Raw genomic sequence first — 18,501 nt, 5'->3', positions numbered from 1 at the left:
ATGTTGCTGCTACCGTGCGGAGTGTTTTGACTCCTCTTGGTGACGTGCTCGTCACTTCCAGGCCATTGCCGGAGCCCCGGGGGCCGGTCATCAATGGGGAGGCCCTGTCGTCTGCACCGATCACGGAGGCACTGTGAACGCGTTACCCACCCCGCGGGCGGGCTCGGGCACTTCGGAGACGGTGACGCTCACCACCGGCCGCCGAGCGGTCTACCTGGTCGTCCTCGTGGTGCTGCCCGTGCTGCTCCTCGCCGTCGCCGTGCCCGCCGTGTGGGGGTGGGGCATCGGCCCGCGCGACCTGGTCATCGCCGTCGTGATGTACCTCGTGAGCATCTTCGGGATCGCCATCGGCTATCACCGGCTCTTCACCCATCGCGCCTTCAAGTGCCGCAGGCCGCTGCGGGTCGCGCTCATGCTCGCCGGCGGCATGGCCGTCGAGGGCCCCGTCTCCCTGTGGGCGGCCGAGCACCGGCGCCACCACAAGTACGCCGACCGCGAGGGCGACCCGCACTCGCCGTGGCGCTACGGCGACGGCGGCCTGGCCCTGCTGCGCGGCATGGCGCACGCTCACGTCGGCTGGTTCTTCACCGCGCGCCGGCGCTCCAGCAGGCGCCACTGGGTGCCGGACCTGCTGGCCGATCCGGACGTCCGGCGGTTCGACGCCGCCTACCCGGCCGTCGTGGTGCTGTCGTTCGTGCTGCCCGCGGCGGCAGGCGGGTTGTGGTCGATGTCGTGGGAGGGCGCCTGGTCCGCCTTCTTCTGGGGCGGCCTGGTCCGCTACGCGGTGGTGCACCACGTCACGTGGTCGGTGAACTCCGTCGCGCACACGTTCGGCGAACGGCCGTTCCCTGTCAGGGACCGCTCGTCGAACGTGTGGTGGGTGGCGATGCTGACGCTGGGCGAGGGCTGGCACAACTGGCACCACGTCGAGCCGGCCTGCGCCCGGCACGGGGTGCTGAAGGGCCAGATCGACCCGAGCGCGCGGCTGATCCGCTGGTTCGAGCGCGCGGGCTGGGCGCACTCCGTACGCTGGCCGGATCCCGACCGCCTGGCCGCCCGCCGCGCCGCCCCCGGGCCGCCCGCCGGTGGGCACGGGCCCGGCACTCCTCGGCCGTGACGTAGTGCGCGGTGACGCCGACCAGCTTGACGCCGCGCTCGTACGCCTGCCGGTAGGGCCGCGCGCCCTTGAAGCTGGCCCTGCCCTCGAGGTGCTTGCACAGCTCGGGGGAGAGGATCCGCATGGTCGGGCACGGGTGACGCGAGAGGCACTGCCCGGCGGACCGGGCCATTGCCGCGGCGGTCATGGGAGCTCCAGGCTGCCGAAGGGCTGCCCGGCTCTGGCCAGCGTCCCGCGCCGCCAGGACTCGGTCTTCCCGAGCTCGTTGAACGTGAAGAGGTGGAACCCCCGCAGGTTGCCGTCCGGCGCGTGGACACGCGGGGCGAGCCGCGTAACGGGCGGGACGTGTTCAGAAGAGGGTCAGCGGCTCGCTGGGCATCGGCTCCGGCAGGGGCTCCAGCTCGGGTACGCGGGCGCGTACGTCGTCGTGGAAGCGGCGGGCGAGCGCCGGGGCGTCCGCGTTGTCCGGCGTGTGGATGAACACGGTCGGCGAGCGCCCCTCGCGCAGCCAGCCCGCCACCGTGCCGGCCCACGGGCCCCAGCCGTCGATCGTGCGCGCCTCGTCGTCCCTGCCGAGGTAGCGCACGATCGGGTGGGCGGTGAGGGCGCGCGTGCGGCGCGGCACGCGCGGTTTCTTCGTCCACGCGTCGCGCTCGGCGTCGCTGGTGGGCGGGCTCTGGAAGAGCACGGTGGTGTCGAAGGGCACCCATTCGGCGTCGAAGCCGGCCAGCAGGCGTTCGAGCGGGCGTTGCGACCGCTCGTCCTCGAAGAACGCGCGGTGCCGCACCTCGACGGCGTATCGGTGCGAGCGGGGCAGCCGGTGCAGGAAGGCGGCGAGGGCGCCGAGGTCGGCAGGCGAGAACGAGCCGGGCAACTGCAGCCAGAGCGCGTGGATCCGCGAGCCCAGCGGCTCCATCGCCTCCAGGAACGTGTGCAGATCCTCCTCGGCGCCGGTGAGGCGGCGCTCGTGGGTGATCGCCTTGGGCAGCTTGACGACGAAGCGGAAGCCGGGGCCGGTCTGCCCGGCCCACGACTCCACCGTGCTCCTCGACGGGGTGGCGTAGAAGGTCGTGTTGCCCTCCACCGCGTCGCACCAGGTCGCGTAGGCGCGCAGGCGCTCACCCGGAGGAAGCCCGGCGGGCAGGAGCCGTCCCTGCCAGCGCGCGTGGGTCCACATCGCGCATCCCACATGAAGCCGCATGAACGCGACGTTATCGAAGATCGGCGCACACCGATGCCATGTTGTCATACGACTTCTAGATTCGTATGATGACGAGCGACTTCAGCAAGCCGACCCTTGGGACCGCCATGGCCGCCGACCAGATCCGCCACGTCTCGCTCTCCTCCGTCACGCTCCCGCTGGCCGTCCCCGTCAGCGACGCCAAGGTCCTCACCGGCCGGCAGAAGCCGATGACCGAGATCGTCTTCCTGTTCGCCGAGATCACGACGGAGGAGGGTCACAGCGGCACCGGCTTCAGCTACTCCAAGCGGGCGGGCGGCCCCGCGCAGTACGCCCACGCCAAGGAGGTCGCGGAGAACCTGCTGGGCCAGGACCCGTCCGACGTCGGCAGGATCTACGACATGCTGTTGTGGGCGGGGGCGTCCGTCGGGCGTTCGGGCGTGGCCACTCAGGCCCTGGCCGCGATCGACATCGCGCTCTGGGATTTGAAGGCCAGGCGGGCGGGGTTGCCGCTGGCGAAGCTGCTGGGCTCCTATCGCGACTCGGTCAGGACGTACAACACCTCCGGCGGGTTCCTGCACGCCCCGATCGAGGAGGTCAAGGCGCGGGCCTCGGAGTCGATCGAGAGCGGCATCGGCGGGATCAAGATCAAGGTCGGTCAGCCGGACATGCGGGAGGATCTGCGCAGGCTGGCGGCGGTGCGTGAGCATCTGGGCGAGGGCGTTCCGCTCATGGTGGACGCCAACCAGCAGTGGGATCGCCACTCGGCGCTGCGGTTCGGGCGTGCGGTGGAGGAGCTGGGGCTGGTCTGGATCGAGGAGCCGCTCGACGCGTACGACGCCGAAGGCCACGCCCGGCTCGCCGAGGCCCTCGACACCCCCATCGCCACCGGCGAGATGCTCTCCAGCGTCGCCGAGCACGTCCGGCTCATCGAGGCCCGCGCCGCCGACATCATCCAGCCCGACGCCCCGCGCGTCGGCGGCATCACCCCCTTCCTGCGCCTGGCCACCCTCGCCGACCACGCCGGCCTGCACCTCGCGCCGCACTTCGCCATGGAGATCCACCTCCACCTGGCCGCCGCCTACCCGCGCGAGCCGTGGGTCGAGCACTTCGAATGGCTCAACCCCCTGTTCGACGAGCGTCTGGAAACCCGTGACGGCCGCATGATCGTCCCCGACCGTCCCGGTCTCGGTTTCACGCTGAGCGAGCAGTGCCGCGCCTGGGTGGTCGACAGCGTCGAGTTCGGGCGGGCGTGACCGTGATGCCGCCGGGCGACCGCGTCGAGTCCGTACGGTTCCGCCGCTACGCCGTGCCCCTGCCGTCCCCCGTGAGCGACGCCAAGGTCGCCACGGGACGCCAGCGCCCGCTGTCCCGGGTCGACGTGCTGACCTGCGAGGTCACCACGGCCGGCGGCCTGGGAGGGCTGGGCTTCTCCTACACCACCCGCGCCGGCACCGCCGCCCAGTTCGCCCACGCCAAGGAGATAGGGGAGCGCCTGCTGGGCCAGGACCCGTCCGACGTCGGCAGGATCTACGACATGCTGTTGTGGGCGGGGGCGTCCGTCGGGCGTTCGGGCGTGGCCACTCAGGCCCTGGCCGCGATCGACATCGCGCTCTGGGATTTGAAGGCCAGGCGGGCGGGGTTGCCGCTGGCGAAGCTGCTGGGCTCCTATCGCGACTCGGTCAGGACGTACAACACCTCCGGCGGGTTCCTGCACGCCCCGATCGAGGAGGTCAAGGCGCGGGCCTCGGAGTCGATCGAGAGCGGCATCGGCGGGATCAAGATCAAGGTCGGTCAGCCGGACATGCGGGAGGATCTGCGCAGGCTGGCGGCGGTGCGTGAGCATCTGGGCGAGGGCGTTCCGCTCATGGTGGACGCCAACCAGCAGTGGGATCGCCACTCGGCGCTGCGGTTCGGGCGTGCGGTGGAGGAGCTGGGGCTGGTCTGGATCGAGGAGCCGCTCGACGCGTACGACGCCGAAGGCCACGCCCGGCTCGCCGAGGCCCTCGACACCCCCATCGCCACCGGCGAGATGCTCTCCAGCGTCCCCGACCTGGTGCGCCTCATCGACCTGCGCGCCTGCGACGTCCTCCAGCCCGACGTGCCCCGCGCGGGCGGCATCACCCCCTACCTCAAGGTCGCCGCGCTGGCCGACCACGCCGGCCTCCAGATCGCGCCGCACTTCGTGATGGAGATCCACGTGCACCTGGCCGCCGCGCATCCGCGCGACTCCTGGGTCGAGCACATCGAGTGGCTGTCGCCGCTGTTCAACGAGCGGCTCACGATCGAGGGCGGCCGCATGCGGGTCCCCGACCGGCCCGGCCTCGGGCTCAGCGTCGCGGACGAGGCCGCGGCCTGGCGCCTCGACGCCGTCGAGTTCCGCGCGGCGGGCGGGTAGATTGTCACCCGTGCCGCCGGACAGAAAGCTCGATCGCGACACCGGGCGTGGCCTCGCCCATGAGCTCGTCGAACGGCTGAAGGCCCGCATCCTGGCCGGTGAGATCGCCCCCGGCCAGAAGTTGCCGACCGAGTCCTCGCTGGTCGAGGAGTTCGGCGTGAGCCGCACGGTGGTCCGCGAGGCCATCTCACGGCTGCAGGCGGCAGGGCTCGTCGAGACCTTCCAGGGCCGCGGCTCGTTCGTGCTCGACCTGCCCGCCCCCGCGCCGTTCTCCGTGGAGGCCTCGCGGGTCCGCACGCACCGCGATGTCCTCGACATGATCGACTTCCGCATCGGGGTCGAGTCCGAGTCGGCGGGGCTGGCCGCGGAGCGCCGCACCGACCTGCAGCTCAAGGCCATCGAACGCGCCCTTGTCGATCTCGGGAGCTCCGACCGGCACCCCGGCCACGCCGTCGAGGCCGACTTCCGGTTCCACCTCAAGGTCGCGCTGGCCTCCGGCAACCGGTTCTACTCCGACCTGCTCGCCTCGCTCGGCCCCATGATGATCATGTTGCCGCGCACGCGGCTGGCGCACGGCTACACGGTCTCCGACGCCACCCACCTCACCCGGGTGACGCTCGAACACGAGAACGTCTACCGCGCCGTCGCCGACCAGGACGCGGCGGCGGCGCGGGCCGCGATGCGGCTGCACCTGTCCAACTCGCGCGCCCGGCTGCAGGCGCCCTAGCTACCAGCGGGCCGTGTTGGGCGTGAAGTCCGGCACGACCGTCCGCATGTAGGCGGTGTCCTCGCGGCCGCGCTGCCCGCACGTGACGTACTGCTCGTGCAGGGCCGCGAGCGCGTCCTCGTCCAGCTCCACGCCGAGGCCCGGCCCGGTCGGCACGGCCACGCTCCCGTCGCGGAACTCCAGCACCCCCGGCCTGATGACCTCCTCGGCCTTCCACGGGTAGTGCGTGTCGCAGGCGTAGGTGAGGTTGGGGGTCGCGGCGGCCAGGTGCGTCATCGCCGCCAGGCTCACGCCGAGATGCGAGTTGGAGTGCATCGACAGGCCCATGCCGAACGTCTCGCAGATGCCGCCCAGCAGCGCCGAGCGCCGCAGGCCGCCCCACAGGTGATGGTCCGACAACACGACCTGCACGGCGCCGGCGGCGACGGCGGGCCGGAGATGCTCGAAGGCGATGACGCACATGTTGGTCGCGAGCGGCAGGTCGCTGCGCCGGGCGACGGCCGCCATGCCGTCGATGCCCGGCGTGGGGTCCTCGAGATACTCGAGCACGCCGGAGAGTCGGCCCGCGACCTCGACCGAGGTCTCGACGGTCCAGGCGCCGTTGGGGTCGATGCGCAGCGCATGCCCGGGGAACGCCGCGGCCAGCGCCTCGACGGTCTCGATCTCGTGGCGGGGCTCGTACACACCGCCTTTGAGCTTGATCGCGCCGAAGCCGTACTCGTCGACCATGCGCCGCGCCTGGGCGACCATCTGCTCGGGCGTGCGGCCCTCGCCCCACGGGTCGTCGTCCCGGTCCGGATGGCCGGCCCACTTGTAGAACAGGTACGCCGAGTACGGCACGCGCTCGCGTACGGCGCCGCCGAGCAGGTCGCTGACCGGGCGGCCGAGTGCCCTGCCCTGCACGTCGAGCAGGGCCACCTCGAAGGGCGCCGCCACGGTGTCGACCGCGCTCGACAGGTCGAGCATGCCGCCGAAGCTGGCTCCCGCGCCGCCGGTGGACGCACCCAGCGCCGTCACGACCGCGTGGCGCAGCCCGTTGAGGTCGAACGCGTCGAGGCCGGGAAGGGCGGCGGCCACGGCTTCGAGGCGCTGGAGGTGGGCCCGGTCGGCGTACGTCTCCCCGAGCCCGACCAGCCCGGCGTCCGTGTGCACCTGGACGATGGCGCGCAGCACGAACGGCTGGTGCACGCCGACGACGTTGAGCAGCGGCGGGTCGCGGAAGGCGACGGGGGTGACGGAGACCCGGCTGACCCGGCCGCCCGTGGCAGGGTCTCCGTCCGGCGTCCGGTGTCCGGCGCTGGTGGTCATCGCGTGTTCTCCTCCACGGAGTCGTCCGCGCGCCCGGCCGGTTCCCCGGCGGGTTCGCGGCGCACGGCCTTGCGGATCAGGGGGCGGATCAGGGGGCGGATCAGGGGGCGGATCAGGGGGCGGATCAGGGGGCGGATCAGGGGCAGGAGGGCGACCAGCAGGACCAGCGCGAGCACCGTGCCCGAGATCGGGCGGGTGAAGAAGCCGGTCGGGTCGCCGCCGAAGATGAGCAGCGACTGCCGCGAGGAGTTCTCGATCATCGAACCGAGCACGAACGCCAGCACGAGCGGTCCCGGCTCGAAGCCGAGCTTCTTCATCAGGTAGCCGAGCAGGCCGAAGACGATGACCAGGAAGATGTCGTAGACCTGGTTGTTCACCGTGTACGCGCCGAGCAGCGTGATGAGCACCGTGATCGGCGCCAGGATCGCGGGCCGGACCCGCAGGATCCGCACGAAGACGCCGACCATGGGGATGCTCATGATGAGCAGCAGGACGTTGCCGATGTACATCGAGTTGATGACGCCCCAGAAGACGTCGGGGTGCTGGGCGAGGAGTTGCGGGCCCGCCTGGATGCCCTGGATGAGCAGCGCGCCGAAGATGAGGGCCATCGTGGCGTTGGCCGGGATGCCGAGGGTCAGCAGCGGGATGAACGACGAGGTGGCGGCGGCGTTGTTGGCGGTCTCCGGCGCGGCCACGCCCTCGACGGCGCCCCTGCCGAAGCGCTCGGGCCGCTTCGCGCGCCGCTTCTCGAACGCGTACGCGGCCAGGGAGGACAACGTCGCGCCGCCGCCGGGCAGGACTCCGGGGAAGAAGCCGCTGAGCGAGCCCCGCCCGATCGCGCCCTTGGACTGGCCGAGGTCCTTGCGGGACGGCCAGACGTTGCGACCTTGGCGGGGGAGTGGACCTGGTTGTGGCGTTCCTCGATGTGGTAGAGGATCTCGCTGAGCCCGAACAGGCCCATGGCGAGCGGCACGAAGTCGATGCCCTCGGCCAGGTTGAGGCTGTCGAAGGTGAAGCGCTCCGCGCCTGTGAAGGTGTCGCGGCCCACGGTCGCGAGCAGCAGCCCGGCGCAGGCGGCGATGATGGCCTTGAGCTTGTGGCCGTTGCCCACCGACGAGATCAGCAGGACGCCGAGCACGGATATTCGCCGCCGTCACCTCCGGTGGAGGTCGTCTTGACCCCTCCGCACGCGGTCAGCGCGATGGCGGCGACGGTGCCGAGGACTCCCGCGAGAACGCGGCGGGGGGCTGTCCGGGATGCCGGCATGGACTTCTCCTTCGTGCGGGCGATGCCCCGCGTGGGGTGCGCGTGGGGAGCGGAAGCGGGGATTCAGACGGACGTCAGATGGGGTTTTATTCCGTTCCCTGTAGTCTCCGGAGACTAGGGACCAGCTTCGATGCCTGTCCAGGCTCAATTCGGTATCAAGTGATACTCTTTCCGCATCACGCCAACACTTGATCAGATCCGGGCATTCGTGGCAGTCGCCGAGGAGCTCCACTTCGGCCGGGCCGCTGATCGGCTGCGCATGACCCAACCTCCGCTCAGCCGCCACATCCAGAAGCTGGAGCGGGTGGTCGGCGTGACCCTGCTGGAACGCGACAACCGGCGCGTGGTCCTCACCGACGCCGGCCGCTCCTTCCTGGACGACGCGCGTCGCATGCTCACGCTCGTCGACACGGCGGGTGACCGCGCGCGCAGGATCGCCAGCGGCGCCGCCGGCACCGTGCGGCTCGGCTTCACGGCCGTCTCGGCGATCAGCATGCTGGGCGCGCTGCTGCGGAGGCTGTCCGAGCAGCTGCCCGAGATCGACGTCATCCTGCACGAACGGGTCACCGCCGGGCAGGTCGACGGCCTGCTCCGCGGCGAGCTGGATCTGGGGCTCGCACGCCCGCCGTTCGACATCGCCACGCTCGACTCGCGGGTCGTCTTCCGCGAGCCGCTGTGCGCCGTGCTGCCCATCGGGCATCCGCTCGCCGCTCTCGGCCGGCCGCTCGTCCCCGACGACTTCGACGGCCTGCCGGTGATCAGCTACAACCCGGTGCAGTCGCGTTACTTCCACGAGCTCACCGTGCACTTCCTCACCAACGCCCACCCCAGGATCGAACAGCAGGTGCACCAGATCCTCACCGCGGTGCTCCTCGTGGCGGCCGGACGCGGCGTCGCGCTGGCGCCCGCCAGCGCGCGCTCGCTCGGCGTGGACGGCGTCACCTTCTGCGAGCTGGCGCGCGGCGGCGGAGATCCGCTGGAGAGCGACGAGAACGCCACGGGCGAGCCGGTCGAGCTGCACGTGATCTGGGACCGCGACTCGACCAACCCCGCGCTCTGGCGCGTGCTCGACCTGCTGCCCGATCTGAGCGCCTCGCTCCCGGACCGGTCTTCGATGCCCTGATGGCATCGCCGGATACGAAAATGCACTTGGACAGGAATCGCCCCTGCTCTCTAGCCTGGCGGCAACAGACCTGACCTGCGGCGCACGGGGGATCCCACGGCCGCATGCAAAGCAAAGGACCGCCATGCCCAGCTTCACCCCGCAAGAGCTCGCGACCCAGCTCAAAAGCGGCCTGCTGTCCTTCCCCGTCACCCACTTCACCGAGGACCTCCAGTTCGACGAGGCGCGCTACCGCGAGCACCTCGCCTGGCTGAGCAGCTTCCCCGTGGCAGGCCTGTTCACCGCCGGGGGCACCGGCGAGGGTTTCTCGCTGACCTCCGCCGAGATCGACCAGGTGGTCCGCGCGGCGGTCGACGAGGTCGGCGGCAGGCTGCCGGTCGTGGCCCCCGCCACCGGCGGCACCGCCAACGCCGTCGCGCAGGCCCAGGCCGCCGAGGCCGCGGGCGCCGACGGGCTGCTGCTCATGCCCCCCTACCTCACGGAGGCCGGTCAGGCGGGTCTGATCGAGCACGTCAGCGCGGTCTGCCGCAGCACGGGGCTCGGCGTGGTCGTCTACAGCCGCGCCAACGCCGTCCTGACCGACCGTTCCGTCGAGATCCTGGCCGACAGGAACGAGACCCTCGTCGGCTTCAAGGACGGCGTCGGCAACATCGAGAACCTCGCCCGCATCTACGCCGGCGTCGGCGACCGCCTGGCCTACATCGGCGGCCTCCCGACCGCGGAGACCTTCGCGCTGCCGCTGCTCCAGCTCGGCATGAGCACGTACTCCTCGGCCATCTTCAACTTCGTCCCGCAGTACGCGCTCGACTTCTACGCCGACGTCCGCGCCCAGGACCGGGAGGCGGTCTACCGCCGCATCAGGGAGTTCGTGGTCCCCTACCTGGACATCCGCGACCGCCAGAAGGGGTACGCCGTGTCCATCATCAAGGCCGGGCTGACCGCCGCGGGACGCCATGGCGGGCCCGTGCGGCCGCCGTTGCAGAACCTCACCGAGGACGAGCTCGCCGAGCTGACCGCCCTCGTCAACAAGATCAGCTGAGAGGGTTCCCGCCGGTGTCTCCCACCATCCGAAGCGTCGAGGTCGTCCCGGTGGCCGGGTACGACAGCATGCTGCTCAACCTCAGCGGCGCCCACGGACCGTTCTTCACCCGCAACGTCGTCATCACGACCGATTCCGACGGGCGCACGGGCCTCGGCGAGGTGCCGGGCGGCGAGGCGATCCGCCGCACCGTCGAGGAGGCGGCCGCGCTGCTGGCCGGCGAGCCCGTGGCGCGCCACCGCAGCCTGCTGCGCTCGGTGGCCGCCCGGTTCGCCGACCGGGACGCCGGAGGGCGGGGCGCGCAGACCTTCGACCTGCGCACCACGGTGCACGCGGTCACCGGGCTGGAGTCCAGCCTGCTCGACCTGCACGGCCAGCACCTCGGCGTCCCGGTGGCGGAGCTGCTCGGCGACGGGCAGCAGCGCGACCGGGTGCCGATGCTGGGTTACCTCTTCTACGTCGGCGACCCGGGCAGGACCGACCTGCCCTACCGCGTCGATGACGGCGGCGACGACGCCTGGTCGCGGCTGCGCCGCCGCGAGGCCCTGACCCCGGACGCGGTGGTCGCGCTGGCCGAGGCCGCCCAGGAGCGCTACGGGTTCGCCGACTTCAAGCTCAAGGGCGGGGTGCTGCCCGGCGCGGAGGAGATCGAGACGGTCAGGGCGCTGGCCGGCAGGTTCCCCGGGGCACGGATCACCGTCGACCCCAACGGCGGCTGGCTGCTGGCCGACGCCGTCCGGCTGTGCGCGGGGCTCGGCGGCGTGCTCGCCTACGCCGAGGACCCGTGCGGGGCCGAGGGCCGCTTCTCCGGCCGGGAGACGATGGCGGAGTTCCGGCGCGCCACCGGCCTGCGCACCGCCACGAACATGATCGCCACCGACTGGCGGGAGATGGCGCACGCCGTACGCGCGAACGCCGTCGACATCCCGCTCGCCGACCCGCACTTCTGGACCATGTCCGGTTCCGTCAGGGTCGCCCAGCTCTGCCACGACTTCGGCCTGACCTGGGGCTCGCACTCCAACAACCACTTCGACATCTCGCTGGCGATGTTCACGCACGTCGGAGCCGCCGCCCCGGGCGAGATCACCGCCCTGGACACCCACTGGATCTGGCAGGACGGCCAGGCCCTCACCACCAGGCCGCTGAAGATCGTGGACGGCGCCATCGACGTGCCCACCGCCCCCGGGCTCGGCGTCGAACTCGACCGCGCGGCCCTCGACGAGGCCCACGAGCTCTACCTCCGCCACGGGCTCGGCGCCCGCGACGACGCCGTGGCCATGCGGTATCTCGTGAAGGACTGGGTGTTCGACCCGAAACGCCCCTGCCTCGACCGCTGACCTAGGGTGGCCCCATGGGCATGGTCACGACGGTCGGGCTGGTGCTGCACCCCCAGCGCGACTCAAGGAAGGCGATCGACACCATCCTGCGCTGGGCGGCCGGCAACGACGCCACCGTGCTCGGCCTGCCCGAGGAGGTGGGCCGCATCGACTGCAGCGCCGTGCCGGTCGACGCCGACACGCTCGTCGAGCGGTCCGACCTGCTGGTCGGGCTCGGCGGCGACGGCACGATGCTGCGCACGATGCGGCTGCTCGCCGGGCGGCGCACGCCCATCCTGGGGGTCAACGTGGGGCGGCTCGGGTTCCTCGCGGAGATCGACGTGAGCGAGCTGGCAGAGACGCTGTCGGCGATCGACGACCACCGCTACACGATCGAGCCGCGCATGGCGATCAGGAGCAAGGTCGGGGGCGCGGACGTGACCGCGTTCAACGACATCGCCCTCGTACGGATCCCCGGAGAGGGGCTGGCCGGCATCGCGGTGAGCCCGGCCGGCAGCGACTTCGTGCGTTTCGCCGCCGACGCCGTGATCGTGGCGACCTCCACCGGCTCCACCGCCTACAGCTTCTCCGCCGGCGGGCCCATCGTGTCGCCCCGCGTGGAGGCCGTGCTCGTCGTGCCCTCCGCCGCCCACTCGGCCTTCAACCGGGCCCTGGTGCTGCCCGCCGACGAGGAGGTGACGCTCCAGGTGCTGCCCACCAGCGGGCGGCTCGCGGTCGAGGTCGACGGGGCCGTGGTCGGGGACCTGTGCCCGGGTGACCGCGTCACGGTCGCCGCCTGGCCGGGGGCGGCCCAGGTGGTGCGGCTGGGCACCACCTTCTACGACCGGGCCCGGCGCAAGCTGCGCGTGAACGGCAGCGCCGAGGCGTACTGACCCGGCATGGGTCCCGGCATGGGTCCCGGCATGGGCGCATGCGAACGTGCGCCGGCAGCGCCGGGACCGGTGACCGTCAGGTGGCCGCCGCCGGCGCGGCGGCCGACCGGGCCGCTTCCGTTCCCGCCCTGCGGCCGAACACCGTGCCTGCCGCCAGGCCGCTGCCGCCCGGGTAGTTGTGGTAGAAGAGACCGCCGACCATCTCTCCCGCGGCGAACAACCCGGTGATCGCCTCGCCTTCCTGGTCGAGTACGCGTCCGGAGTCGTCGATCTTGACCCCGCCGAAGGTGAACGTGATGCCGCAGGTCACGCCGTAGGCCAGGTAGGGCGGCTCGTCGAGAGGAAGGGCCCAGTTGCTCTTCGGGGGGTGGAGCCCGGCCGTGCTCAGCCCGTCCTTGACGGAGGGGTCGAAGTGCCCCGGCCGGGTCGCTGCGTTGTACTCCTCGACCGTGCCTGCCAGCCCCGCGGCGTCGATGCCGGCGAGCTCGGCGAGCTCGCCGATCGAGTTCGCCTCGAACCGCGTGACGCCGGGGACCTGGTATTCCGCCTCGCGCAGCAGCGGCGCCGTCTTGGCGTCGAAGAGCTGGAAGGCGCGGGCGCCCGGCTGGAGCAGGATCTGGGAGCCGTACTTGGCGTAGGTGTAGTTGCGCAGGTCGGCGCCCTCGTCGAGGAAGCGCTTGCCCTCGGTGTTGACGACGATGCTCAGGGGATACGACTGCTTGGTGTGCCGGTTGGTCAGCTCGAAGTCACCGGTCTCGGGAGCGTTGGAGTCCCAGGCCACCGCATGGCAGCCGCTCCAGTGGCCGGCCGGCTGGGCGCCCGCGTCCAGCGCGGCCATCAGGGCGATGCCGGTGTTGTGGGGCGTGCCGCGCACCTTGGCGAGATCCCAGCTCGGGCCGAGGTACTGGGCGCGCAGCAGCCGGTTGGCCTGGAAGCCGCCGGCGGCCAGGACGACCGCGCTCGCACGGAACTCCTCGTCGCCGGCCCCCACGCCGATGACCCCGCCGCCGGCATCGCGCAGCAACCGGTCCACGGCGGCCGAGCAGCGGATCGTGACGCCTTCCCGCTCGGCGATGAGCCGATGCTGGGCCACCAGCCCTTTTCCGCCGTCGACGACGGCCAGCGGCAGGCCGCCCCAGAACCGGTAGCGTCCGTCTACTTCGTACGCCTGCCTCTCGTACTGGAGGCGGAAGCGGATTCCGAGATCGCGCATCCAGCGCAGGGCGTCCGCGATGTCGTGCACCATCGTGTGGGTCAGGGAGGGATCGCAGCGCCCGAGCGTGACACGGGCCATGTCGCTGCCGAAGTCGGCGGTCGTGTACGGGGCGATGTCGGTGCGGGAGTGGCGTTCGTCGCTCACGACCAGCCGCGTCAGCTCGTCGAGGCTCTCATACGTCGTGCGGATCGCGCCGGCGGTGAAGTAGGTGTTGCCACCGATCGCTCCTGCCGGCCCCTTCTCGAGCATGAGCACGCGCGCGCCGCGCCGGGCGGCCGCGTGCGCGGCACAGAACCCGGCGTTGCCGGTGCCTACGACGATGACATCTGCCTGATTGTCCATGGAGGGAGCCTTTCTGGTCGGCCCGGGTTCGTCAGCCGGCGGTGGAGCGGTGGTGCGACCGGGAGCGCATCGCGGGGGAGGCGAACACTCGTGCCGGCCTTTGAGCGCTCAGTGTACCTGTGTACACAACCGTACTCACTAAAGCTGCCAGCTGGCGGAGCGGTCGGCGCGTGAGGGTGATCGCGGCTCTAGCGGCCGTGCGGCGAAGGTGTCGAACGTATCGATCAGAAGCCTATATAGCCAGTACGACGAAGGTTTCTCGATTTCGGGCGGGCAACTGTTGTGGGCTGTGAATTCATCTGCGTACACTTGCATGCCATACGCGAGAATGTGAAAAACGTAACGAGCGCCGTCGCCATAACCGACGGTTACGCGCGGTTCTCCGGCAAGCCCGGAGTGGCGAGCGCGACGCACGGGCCGGGCCTGAGTAACACGGCCACCTCGCTGCTGACGGCCGCCGCTGCCCGTTCCGGGGTCGTCCTTCTGGCGCCGGGCACACCGACCGGCGATCTCGATCCTGCTGGCCGAGAGCGCGCGGCACCCGCGGATGATGTCGGTCGGCCTGCACCCCAGGATCATCGGCCGCCCCGCCCTGCGCACGACGGTATACATACTGTCGTGCGCCACACCCCCGTGATGGCCCGGCCGGCTCGCTGCGCTGTTCAGGAGCTCCGACACTCTTGGCAGAAGCTGTATACATCGGTATACTATAAGTATCCGGTGGGTACGTGAGCCTACCTCGTCGACCGTTGCCGCGCCGGGGTGACAAGCATTGGCCAGAAGGAGGCTTCCAGCGTGCCGACTCGAATCAATCTCGCCGCCGACCTGGGCGAAGGTTTCGGTGCCTACACGATGGGCGACGACGCCGCGATGCTCGAGGTGGTCAGCTCGGCCAACGTCGCCTGCGGGTTTCACGCCGGCGACCCCCGCATCATGAACCGCACGGTGCGGCGCTGCGTCGAGAACGGTGTCGACATCGGCGCCCATCCCGGCTTTCCCGACCTCGCGGGCTTCGGGCGGCGTGCGATCGACTGCACGCCGGACGAGGTCTACACCGACGTCCTCTACCAGCTGGGCGCGCTGGCCGCGTTCGTCCGCGCGAACGGCGCACGTCTCACCCATCTTTCGCCCCACGGCAAGCTGGGGAACCTCACGCGAAAACGGTCCGACTACGCCGACGCCGTGGCCAGTGCGGTCGCGGACTTCGACCCGGCGCTCAGGATCGTCACCCGTGAGGGCGGGCTGACCGACGCCGCGCAGAAGCGCGGGCTGGCCTGCGGCTTCTCCGGCTTCGCCGACCGGGCCTACGGCGATGACGGAGAGCTGGTCCCCCGGCACGTCCCGGGCGCCGTCATCCACGACAGGGACCAGGTCATCGCCCGCGCGATCCGCATGGTCACCGAGAAGGTGGTTCGGACGGTGTCCGGCAAGGACGTGCCGGTCCGTTGCGACACGATCCTGCTGCACGGCGACACCGCCGGTGCGGTCGAGCTGGCCCGTGGGGTCCGGCGCGCCTTCGACGACGCCGGAATCGCCGTCGAGGGCCTGGGCAGCCGATGAGCATTGCCGCGCGCGTCGACCCCTTCGGTGACTCGGCCGTCCTGGTGGAGTTGTCAGGCGGGACGAAGGACGAGGTCTGGCGGGCCACGCAGTTGCTGGGCCGGGCCGTCGACGACCGTCCGGTGCCCGGAGTGCTGAACTCCATACCGACATACCGGCATGTCCTCATCGAGTTCGACTGCGTCGTCACGGACTACCCCTCGGTACGCCACCGCGTGGAGCAACTCGTCGGCGAACTGTCCCGCATGGACGGCACGTCCATGCCCCCCGTACGCCGGTTCGTGCTGCCGACCTGCTACGGCGGCGAGCACGGCCCCGACCTCGAGTCGCTGGCCGCGTCGCTCGGCCTGTCGCCCGCCGCGTTGATCGAATGCCACACGCGCGCCCCTTACCGCGTGCGCTGCCTGGCCGGCCCGATAGGCGGGCCCATGATGGACGGGCCCGACCTGCCGGCGCCCGTGCCGCGGCAGCGGAGCCCGCGGCCCAAGGTGCGGGCGGGCGCCGTTCTGCTGGCGGGCACGCAGGGCTTCGTGAAGACCATGGACGGGCCGGGCGGCTGGCAGATCATCGGCCACACCCCCTTCCGGCTGATCGACATCGACGCGGACCCGCTGGTGCCCTGGCGCCCCGGCGACGAGATCCGCTTCGAGGCGATCACCGCCGACGAATGGCACGACCTGCGCGGAACCGCGGTGCGGGTGAGCCATGGGTGACCGCGTCTCCGTGCGCCGCGCGGGCATAGCCTCGGTGCAGGACCTCGGCCGCAGCGGCACGGCACGTCTCGGGGTCTCCAGCAACGGAGCCGCGGACGCCTACTCGGCGCGGGCGGCCAACGCGCTGCTGGGCAACTCCCCGGCGAACCCGTTGCTCGAGATCACCGCGATGCCGTTCACGTTCTCGGTGTCGGCCGGCACGACCATCGCGGTGACCGGTGCCGTCGCGAACGTGCGGGTCGGCGGGCAGCCGATCGGCCAGTGGCGCGCGACGACCGTCCCGGCGGACGCCGACATCGAGATCCGCGACATCCGGCAGGGGCTGCGCTGCTATGTGGGGGTGCGCGGGCGGCTCGACGTGCCGGCGTTCCTCGGCAGCGTGGCGCCCGACCCGGCGCTGGGCTTCGGCGCTCGCCTCCGGCGCGGCGACGAGATCCCCTTCGTCCCGTCTCCCCGCCAGGCCTGCATGGAGCCCGAACTGCCGGACGGCTTCGTCGCCACCTACGGCGACCCGGCGACCCTGCCCGTCTGCACCGGACCGGAATGGGACGCCTTCGCCGGCGTACGGGACGAGATCCTGCGCGGTGCGTACGTCGTGGACACGAGAAGCAACCACGTCGGGATCAGGCTGAACGGCGAGCTTCCACCCTTGTCCATGCCCGGCGAGCTGACCTCCCGCGGCGTCGCGATAGGGGCGGTGGAGCTCACTCCGTCCGAGGAGCTGATCGTGTTGCACAGGGGACGCAGCATCACCGCCGGTTATCCGATCCTCGCGGTCGTCACGACCGCGGGCCTGTCCGTCGCGGGGCAGCTACGCCCTGGTGACGGTGTTCGATTCCGGCTGTGCTCGACCGGAGAGGCGGTCGAGGAGCACCGCCTTCGTCAGCGAATGCTGGACCGCGTGACGGCCGCCGCGAGCGGCCGGGCACACAAGGAGGAACGTTGATCGACTCGTTGCTCGTCGCCAACCGTGGCGAGATCGCGCGCCGGATCATCCGCACCGCGCGCGGGCTGGGCGTGCGCACGGTCGCCGTTCATTCCCCCGTGGACAAGGACCTGCCCTTCGTCGGCGAGGCGGATCAGGCCTATGAGCTCGTGTCCGGCACGACCGCCGGTTACGGTGACGCCGACGCCGTGCTCGCCGCGCTGCGGGAGAGCGGAGCGCAGGCGGTCCACCCCGGCTACGGCTTCCTCTCCGAGAACGCGGACTTCGCCGCGGCCGTGCTCCGCGCCGGCTGCGGGTGGGTCGGGCCTGAGCCGGAGACCATCGCCGCGATGGGGGACAAGATCGAGGCGAGGGCCAGGGTCGCCGCCGCCGGCGTGCCCGTGTTGCCCAGCTCGCCCGGCGCGGTCCGCAGCCTCGATGAGGTCGATGAGGCCGCTGAGTCCGTCGGCTTCCCGCTGATGATGAAGGCGTCGGCCGGGGGCGGAGGCATGGGCATGGTCGTCGCGCATGATCGGGCGGCGGCGGCCAGGGCCTACCAGTCGCTGATCGACAAGACGATGCGGCTGTTCGGCGACGACAGAATCTTCGTGGAGCGGTATCTGCCCAGCGCGAGGCACGTCGAGGTGCAGATCCTCGGCCTCGCGGACGGGCGTGTGATCGCACTCGGCGATCGCGACTGCTCGGTGCAGCGCCGTAACCAGAAGCTGCTCGAGGAGGCGCCGGCGCCCGGGCTCGACGGCACGTTGCGAGCCGCGCTCGCCGAGGCGGCCGTTGCGGCCGGTGAGTCGGTGCACTACCGCAACGCGGGCACGGTCGAGTTCCTCGTCGACCCGCGCACGGGGGAGTTCTTCTTCCTGGAGATGAACACCCGCCTGCAGGTGGAGCATCCGGTCACCGAAGCCGTGTTCGGCGTCGACCTCGTCGCGGCGCAACTGCGGATCGCCTCCGGCGAGCCGGTGGGCTTCGCCCTGGACGGTCTGCGCTCCCGAGGGCACGCCATCGAGATGCGCGTCAACGCCGAGGACGCTCGCAGGTTCCTTCCTTCACCAGGAGACATCACCGCATGGGAGGAGCCGGCCGGCGAGGGCATCCGGGTGGACGCCGGCTACGGGAAAGGCGACGCCGTGACGGCTCAGTACGACTCGCTCCTGGCCAAGCTCATCGTCCACGCCGGCGATCGGGAAGCGGCGATCGCCCTGGCGCGCGAGGCGGTGGCCGCGTTCGTCGTCTCCGGGCCGAAGACGACGCTGCCCTTCCACCTCGAACTGCTCGACGACCCCGAATTCAGGTCGGGGGACTACGACACCGGGATCATCAGCAGAATGCGGGAGAGAGCCGGCTGAGGAGGAAGGCGGGC

At 71.4% G+C, this 18,501-nt stretch carries 17 protein-coding genes and 2 pseudogenes; 12 read left to right on the top strand and 7 right to left on the bottom strand.

Annotated elements, in window-relative coordinates; all coding sequences use genetic code 11:
* Positions 1-133: 133 nt before the first annotated feature.
* Positions 134-1,117 carry an acyl-CoA desaturase gene (locus ABGB01_RS04795; RefSeq protein WP_347770673.1) on the top strand — a complete coding sequence of 328 codons (984 nt, stop codon included), beginning with the start codon at positions 134-136 and terminating at the stop codon, positions 1,115-1,117.
* Here ABGB01_RS04795 and purU read toward each other — a convergent pair.
* Positions 1,107-1,241, bottom strand: a pseudogene (purU, locus tag ABGB01_RS04790) (formyltetrahydrofolate deformylase); the annotation flags it as partial. The gene ABGB01_RS04795 and the pseudogene purU sit on opposite strands and share 11 nt — an antisense overlap.
* Positions 1,242-1,466: 225 nt before the next feature.
* Positions 1,467-2,318, bottom strand: coding sequence for a DUF72 domain-containing protein (locus ABGB01_RS04785; protein WP_347770671.1), 852 nt, complete (start codon positions 2,316-2,318; stop codon positions 1,467-1,469).
* A gap of 107 nt (positions 2,319-2,425) precedes the next feature.
* On the opposite strand from ABGB01_RS04785, the gene ABGB01_RS04780 reads away from it, so the two are divergent.
* The 3 genes from ABGB01_RS04780 to ABGB01_RS04770 are packed head-to-tail and all read left to right on the top strand — an operon-like array spanning position 2,426 to position 5,422.
* Positions 2,426-3,553, top strand: coding sequence for a mandelate racemase/muconate lactonizing enzyme family protein (locus ABGB01_RS04780; RefSeq protein WP_347771246.1), 1,128 nt, complete (start codon positions 2,426-2,428; stop codon positions 3,551-3,553).
* A 5-nt stretch (positions 3,554-3,558) separates the two neighbouring features.
* Positions 3,559-4,695: a mandelate racemase/muconate lactonizing enzyme family protein gene (locus ABGB01_RS04775; RefSeq protein ID WP_347771244.1), complete on the top strand. Its 1,137-nt coding sequence runs from the start codon at positions 3,559-3,561 to the stop codon at positions 4,693-4,695.
* 10 nt (positions 4,696-4,705) lie between these two features.
* Positions 4,706-5,422: a FadR/GntR family transcriptional regulator gene (locus ABGB01_RS04770; RefSeq protein ID WP_132597708.1), complete on the top strand. Its 717-nt coding sequence runs from the start codon at positions 4,706-4,708 to the stop codon at positions 5,420-5,422.
* Here ABGB01_RS04770 and ABGB01_RS04765 read toward each other — a convergent pair whose 3' ends face one another.
* The 4 genes and pseudogenes from ABGB01_RS04765 to ABGB01_RS04750 all read right to left on the bottom strand — a co-directional run bounded on the left by ABGB01_RS04765 (position 5,423) and on the right by ABGB01_RS04750 (position 7,996).
* Positions 5,423-6,730 carry an enolase C-terminal domain-like protein gene (locus ABGB01_RS04765; RefSeq protein ID WP_347770669.1) on the bottom strand — a complete coding sequence of 436 codons (1,308 nt, stop codon included), beginning with the start codon at positions 6,728-6,730 and terminating at the stop codon, positions 5,423-5,425. It lies immediately after the preceding gene.
* Entirely contained in the window at positions 6,727-7,566 is an 840-nt protein-coding gene (locus ABGB01_RS04760; RefSeq protein ID WP_347771242.1) for a tripartite tricarboxylate transporter permease, read from the bottom strand. The genes ABGB01_RS04765 and ABGB01_RS04760 overlap by 4 nt, the downstream gene beginning before the upstream one ends.
* A gap of 116 nt (positions 7,567-7,682) precedes the next feature.
* Positions 7,683-7,841: pseudogene (locus ABGB01_RS04755) on the bottom strand (tripartite tricarboxylate transporter permease); the annotation flags it as partial.
* Positions 7,842-7,849: 8 nt separating this feature from the next.
* Positions 7,850-7,996: a hypothetical protein gene (locus ABGB01_RS04750; RefSeq protein WP_347770667.1), complete on the bottom strand. Its 147-nt coding sequence runs from the start codon at positions 7,994-7,996 to the stop codon at positions 7,850-7,852.
* 175 nt (positions 7,997-8,171) lie between these two features.
* On the opposite strand from ABGB01_RS04750, the gene ABGB01_RS04745 reads away from it, so the two are divergent.
* The 4 genes from ABGB01_RS04745 (at position 8,172) to ABGB01_RS04730 (ending at position 12,367) form a co-directional block, all read left to right on the top strand.
* Complete coding sequence (locus ABGB01_RS04745; protein WP_347771240.1) at positions 8,172-9,119, top strand: LysR family transcriptional regulator; 948 nt, start codon at positions 8,172-8,174, stop codon at positions 9,117-9,119.
* Positions 9,120-9,243: 124 nt separating this feature from the next.
* Positions 9,244-10,158, top strand: a complete 915-nt coding sequence (gene kdgD / locus ABGB01_RS04740) for a 5-dehydro-4-deoxyglucarate dehydratase (protein ID WP_347621375.1) — start codon at positions 9,244-9,246, stop codon at positions 10,156-10,158.
* A gap of 14 nt (positions 10,159-10,172) precedes the next feature.
* Positions 10,173-11,495, top strand: coding sequence for an enolase C-terminal domain-like protein (locus ABGB01_RS04735; protein WP_347770664.1), 1,323 nt, complete (start codon positions 10,173-10,175; stop codon positions 11,493-11,495).
* A 14-nt stretch (positions 11,496-11,509) separates the two neighbouring features.
* On the top strand, positions 11,510-12,367 hold the full coding sequence (locus ABGB01_RS04730; protein WP_347770662.1) for an NAD(+)/NADH kinase: 858 nt from the start codon (positions 11,510-11,512) through the stop codon (positions 12,365-12,367).
* A gap of 76 nt (positions 12,368-12,443) precedes the next feature.
* On the opposite strand, the gene tcuA is transcribed toward ABGB01_RS04730, so the two are convergent.
* The gene (gene tcuA, locus ABGB01_RS04725) at positions 12,444-13,925 is read right to left on the bottom strand and encodes an FAD-dependent tricarballylate dehydrogenase TcuA (protein WP_347770660.1); all 1,482 of its coding nucleotides are present in this window, start codon (positions 13,923-13,925) and stop codon (positions 12,444-12,446) included.
* A 795-nt stretch (positions 13,926-14,720) separates the two neighbouring features.
* Here tcuA and ABGB01_RS04720 point away from each other — a divergent pair.
* Genes ABGB01_RS04720 through ABGB01_RS04705 form a run of 4 tightly spaced genes read left to right on the top strand, consistent with a single transcriptional unit; the run spans position 14,721 to position 18,487 of the window.
* Complete coding sequence (locus ABGB01_RS04720; RefSeq protein WP_347770658.1) at positions 14,721-15,485, top strand: 5-oxoprolinase subunit PxpA; 765 nt, start codon at positions 14,721-14,723, stop codon at positions 15,483-15,485.
* Positions 15,482-16,198 (top strand): carboxyltransferase domain-containing protein, encoded by a 717-nt coding sequence (locus ABGB01_RS04715; protein WP_347770656.1) that lies wholly within the window; start codon positions 15,482-15,484, stop codon positions 16,196-16,198. Before ABGB01_RS04720 ends, ABGB01_RS04715 begins: the two co-directional genes overlap by 4 nt.
* Positions 16,191-17,144: a hypothetical protein gene (locus ABGB01_RS04710; RefSeq protein ID WP_347770654.1), complete on the top strand. Its 954-nt coding sequence runs from the start codon at positions 16,191-16,193 to the stop codon at positions 17,142-17,144. Before ABGB01_RS04715 ends, ABGB01_RS04710 begins: the two co-directional genes overlap by 8 nt.
* Positions 17,141-18,487, top strand: coding sequence for a biotin carboxylase N-terminal domain-containing protein (locus tag ABGB01_RS04705; RefSeq protein ID WP_347770652.1), 1,347 nt, complete (start codon positions 17,141-17,143; stop codon positions 18,485-18,487). The genes ABGB01_RS04710 and ABGB01_RS04705 overlap by 4 nt, the downstream gene beginning before the upstream one ends.
* Positions 18,488-18,501 lie beyond the last annotated feature (14 nt).

The sequence above is a fragment of the Nonomuraea sp. B5E05 genome (genome assembly GCF_039880665.1).
Lineage (GTDB): Bacteria > Actinomycetota > Actinomycetes > Streptosporangiales > Streptosporangiaceae > Nonomuraea.
The sequence above is the reverse complement of the archived record's forward strand: the minus strand, read 5'-3'. Positions and strand labels throughout refer to the sequence as shown.

Excerpts from the sequence above, each read along its gene's own strand:
- ABGB01_RS04715 (WP_347770656.1), top strand. The coding sequence starts at position 15,482 with ATGAGCATTGCCGCGCGCGTCGACCCCTTCGGTGACTCGGCCGTCCTG.
- tcuA (WP_347770660.1), bottom strand. The coding sequence starts at position 13,925 with ATGGACAATCAGGCAGATGTCATCGTCGTAGGCACCGGCAACGCCGGG.
- ABGB01_RS04775 (WP_347771244.1), top strand. The coding sequence starts at position 3,559 with ATGCCGCCGGGCGACCGCGTCGAGTCCGTACGGTTCCGCCGCTACGCC.
- ABGB01_RS04765 (WP_347770669.1), bottom strand. The coding sequence starts at position 6,730 with ATGACCACCAGCGCCGGACACCGGACGCCGGACGGAGACCCTGCCACG.
- ABGB01_RS04750 (WP_347770667.1), bottom strand. The coding sequence starts at position 7,996 with ATGCCGGCATCCCGGACAGCCCCCCGCCGCGTTCTCGCGGGAGTCCTC.
- ABGB01_RS04730 (WP_347770662.1), top strand. The coding sequence starts at position 11,510 with ATGGGCATGGTCACGACGGTCGGGCTGGTGCTGCACCCCCAGCGCGAC.
- ABGB01_RS04785 (WP_347770671.1), bottom strand. The coding sequence starts at position 2,318 with ATGCGGCTTCATGTGGGATGCGCGATGTGGACCCACGCGCGCTGGCAG.
- ABGB01_RS04780 (WP_347771246.1), top strand. The coding sequence starts at position 2,426 with ATGGCCGCCGACCAGATCCGCCACGTCTCGCTCTCCTCCGTCACGCTC.
- ABGB01_RS04710 (WP_347770654.1), top strand. The coding sequence starts at position 16,191 with ATGGGTGACCGCGTCTCCGTGCGCCGCGCGGGCATAGCCTCGGTGCAG.
- kdgD (WP_347621375.1), top strand. The coding sequence starts at position 9,244 with ATGCCCAGCTTCACCCCGCAAGAGCTCGCGACCCAGCTCAAAAGCGGC.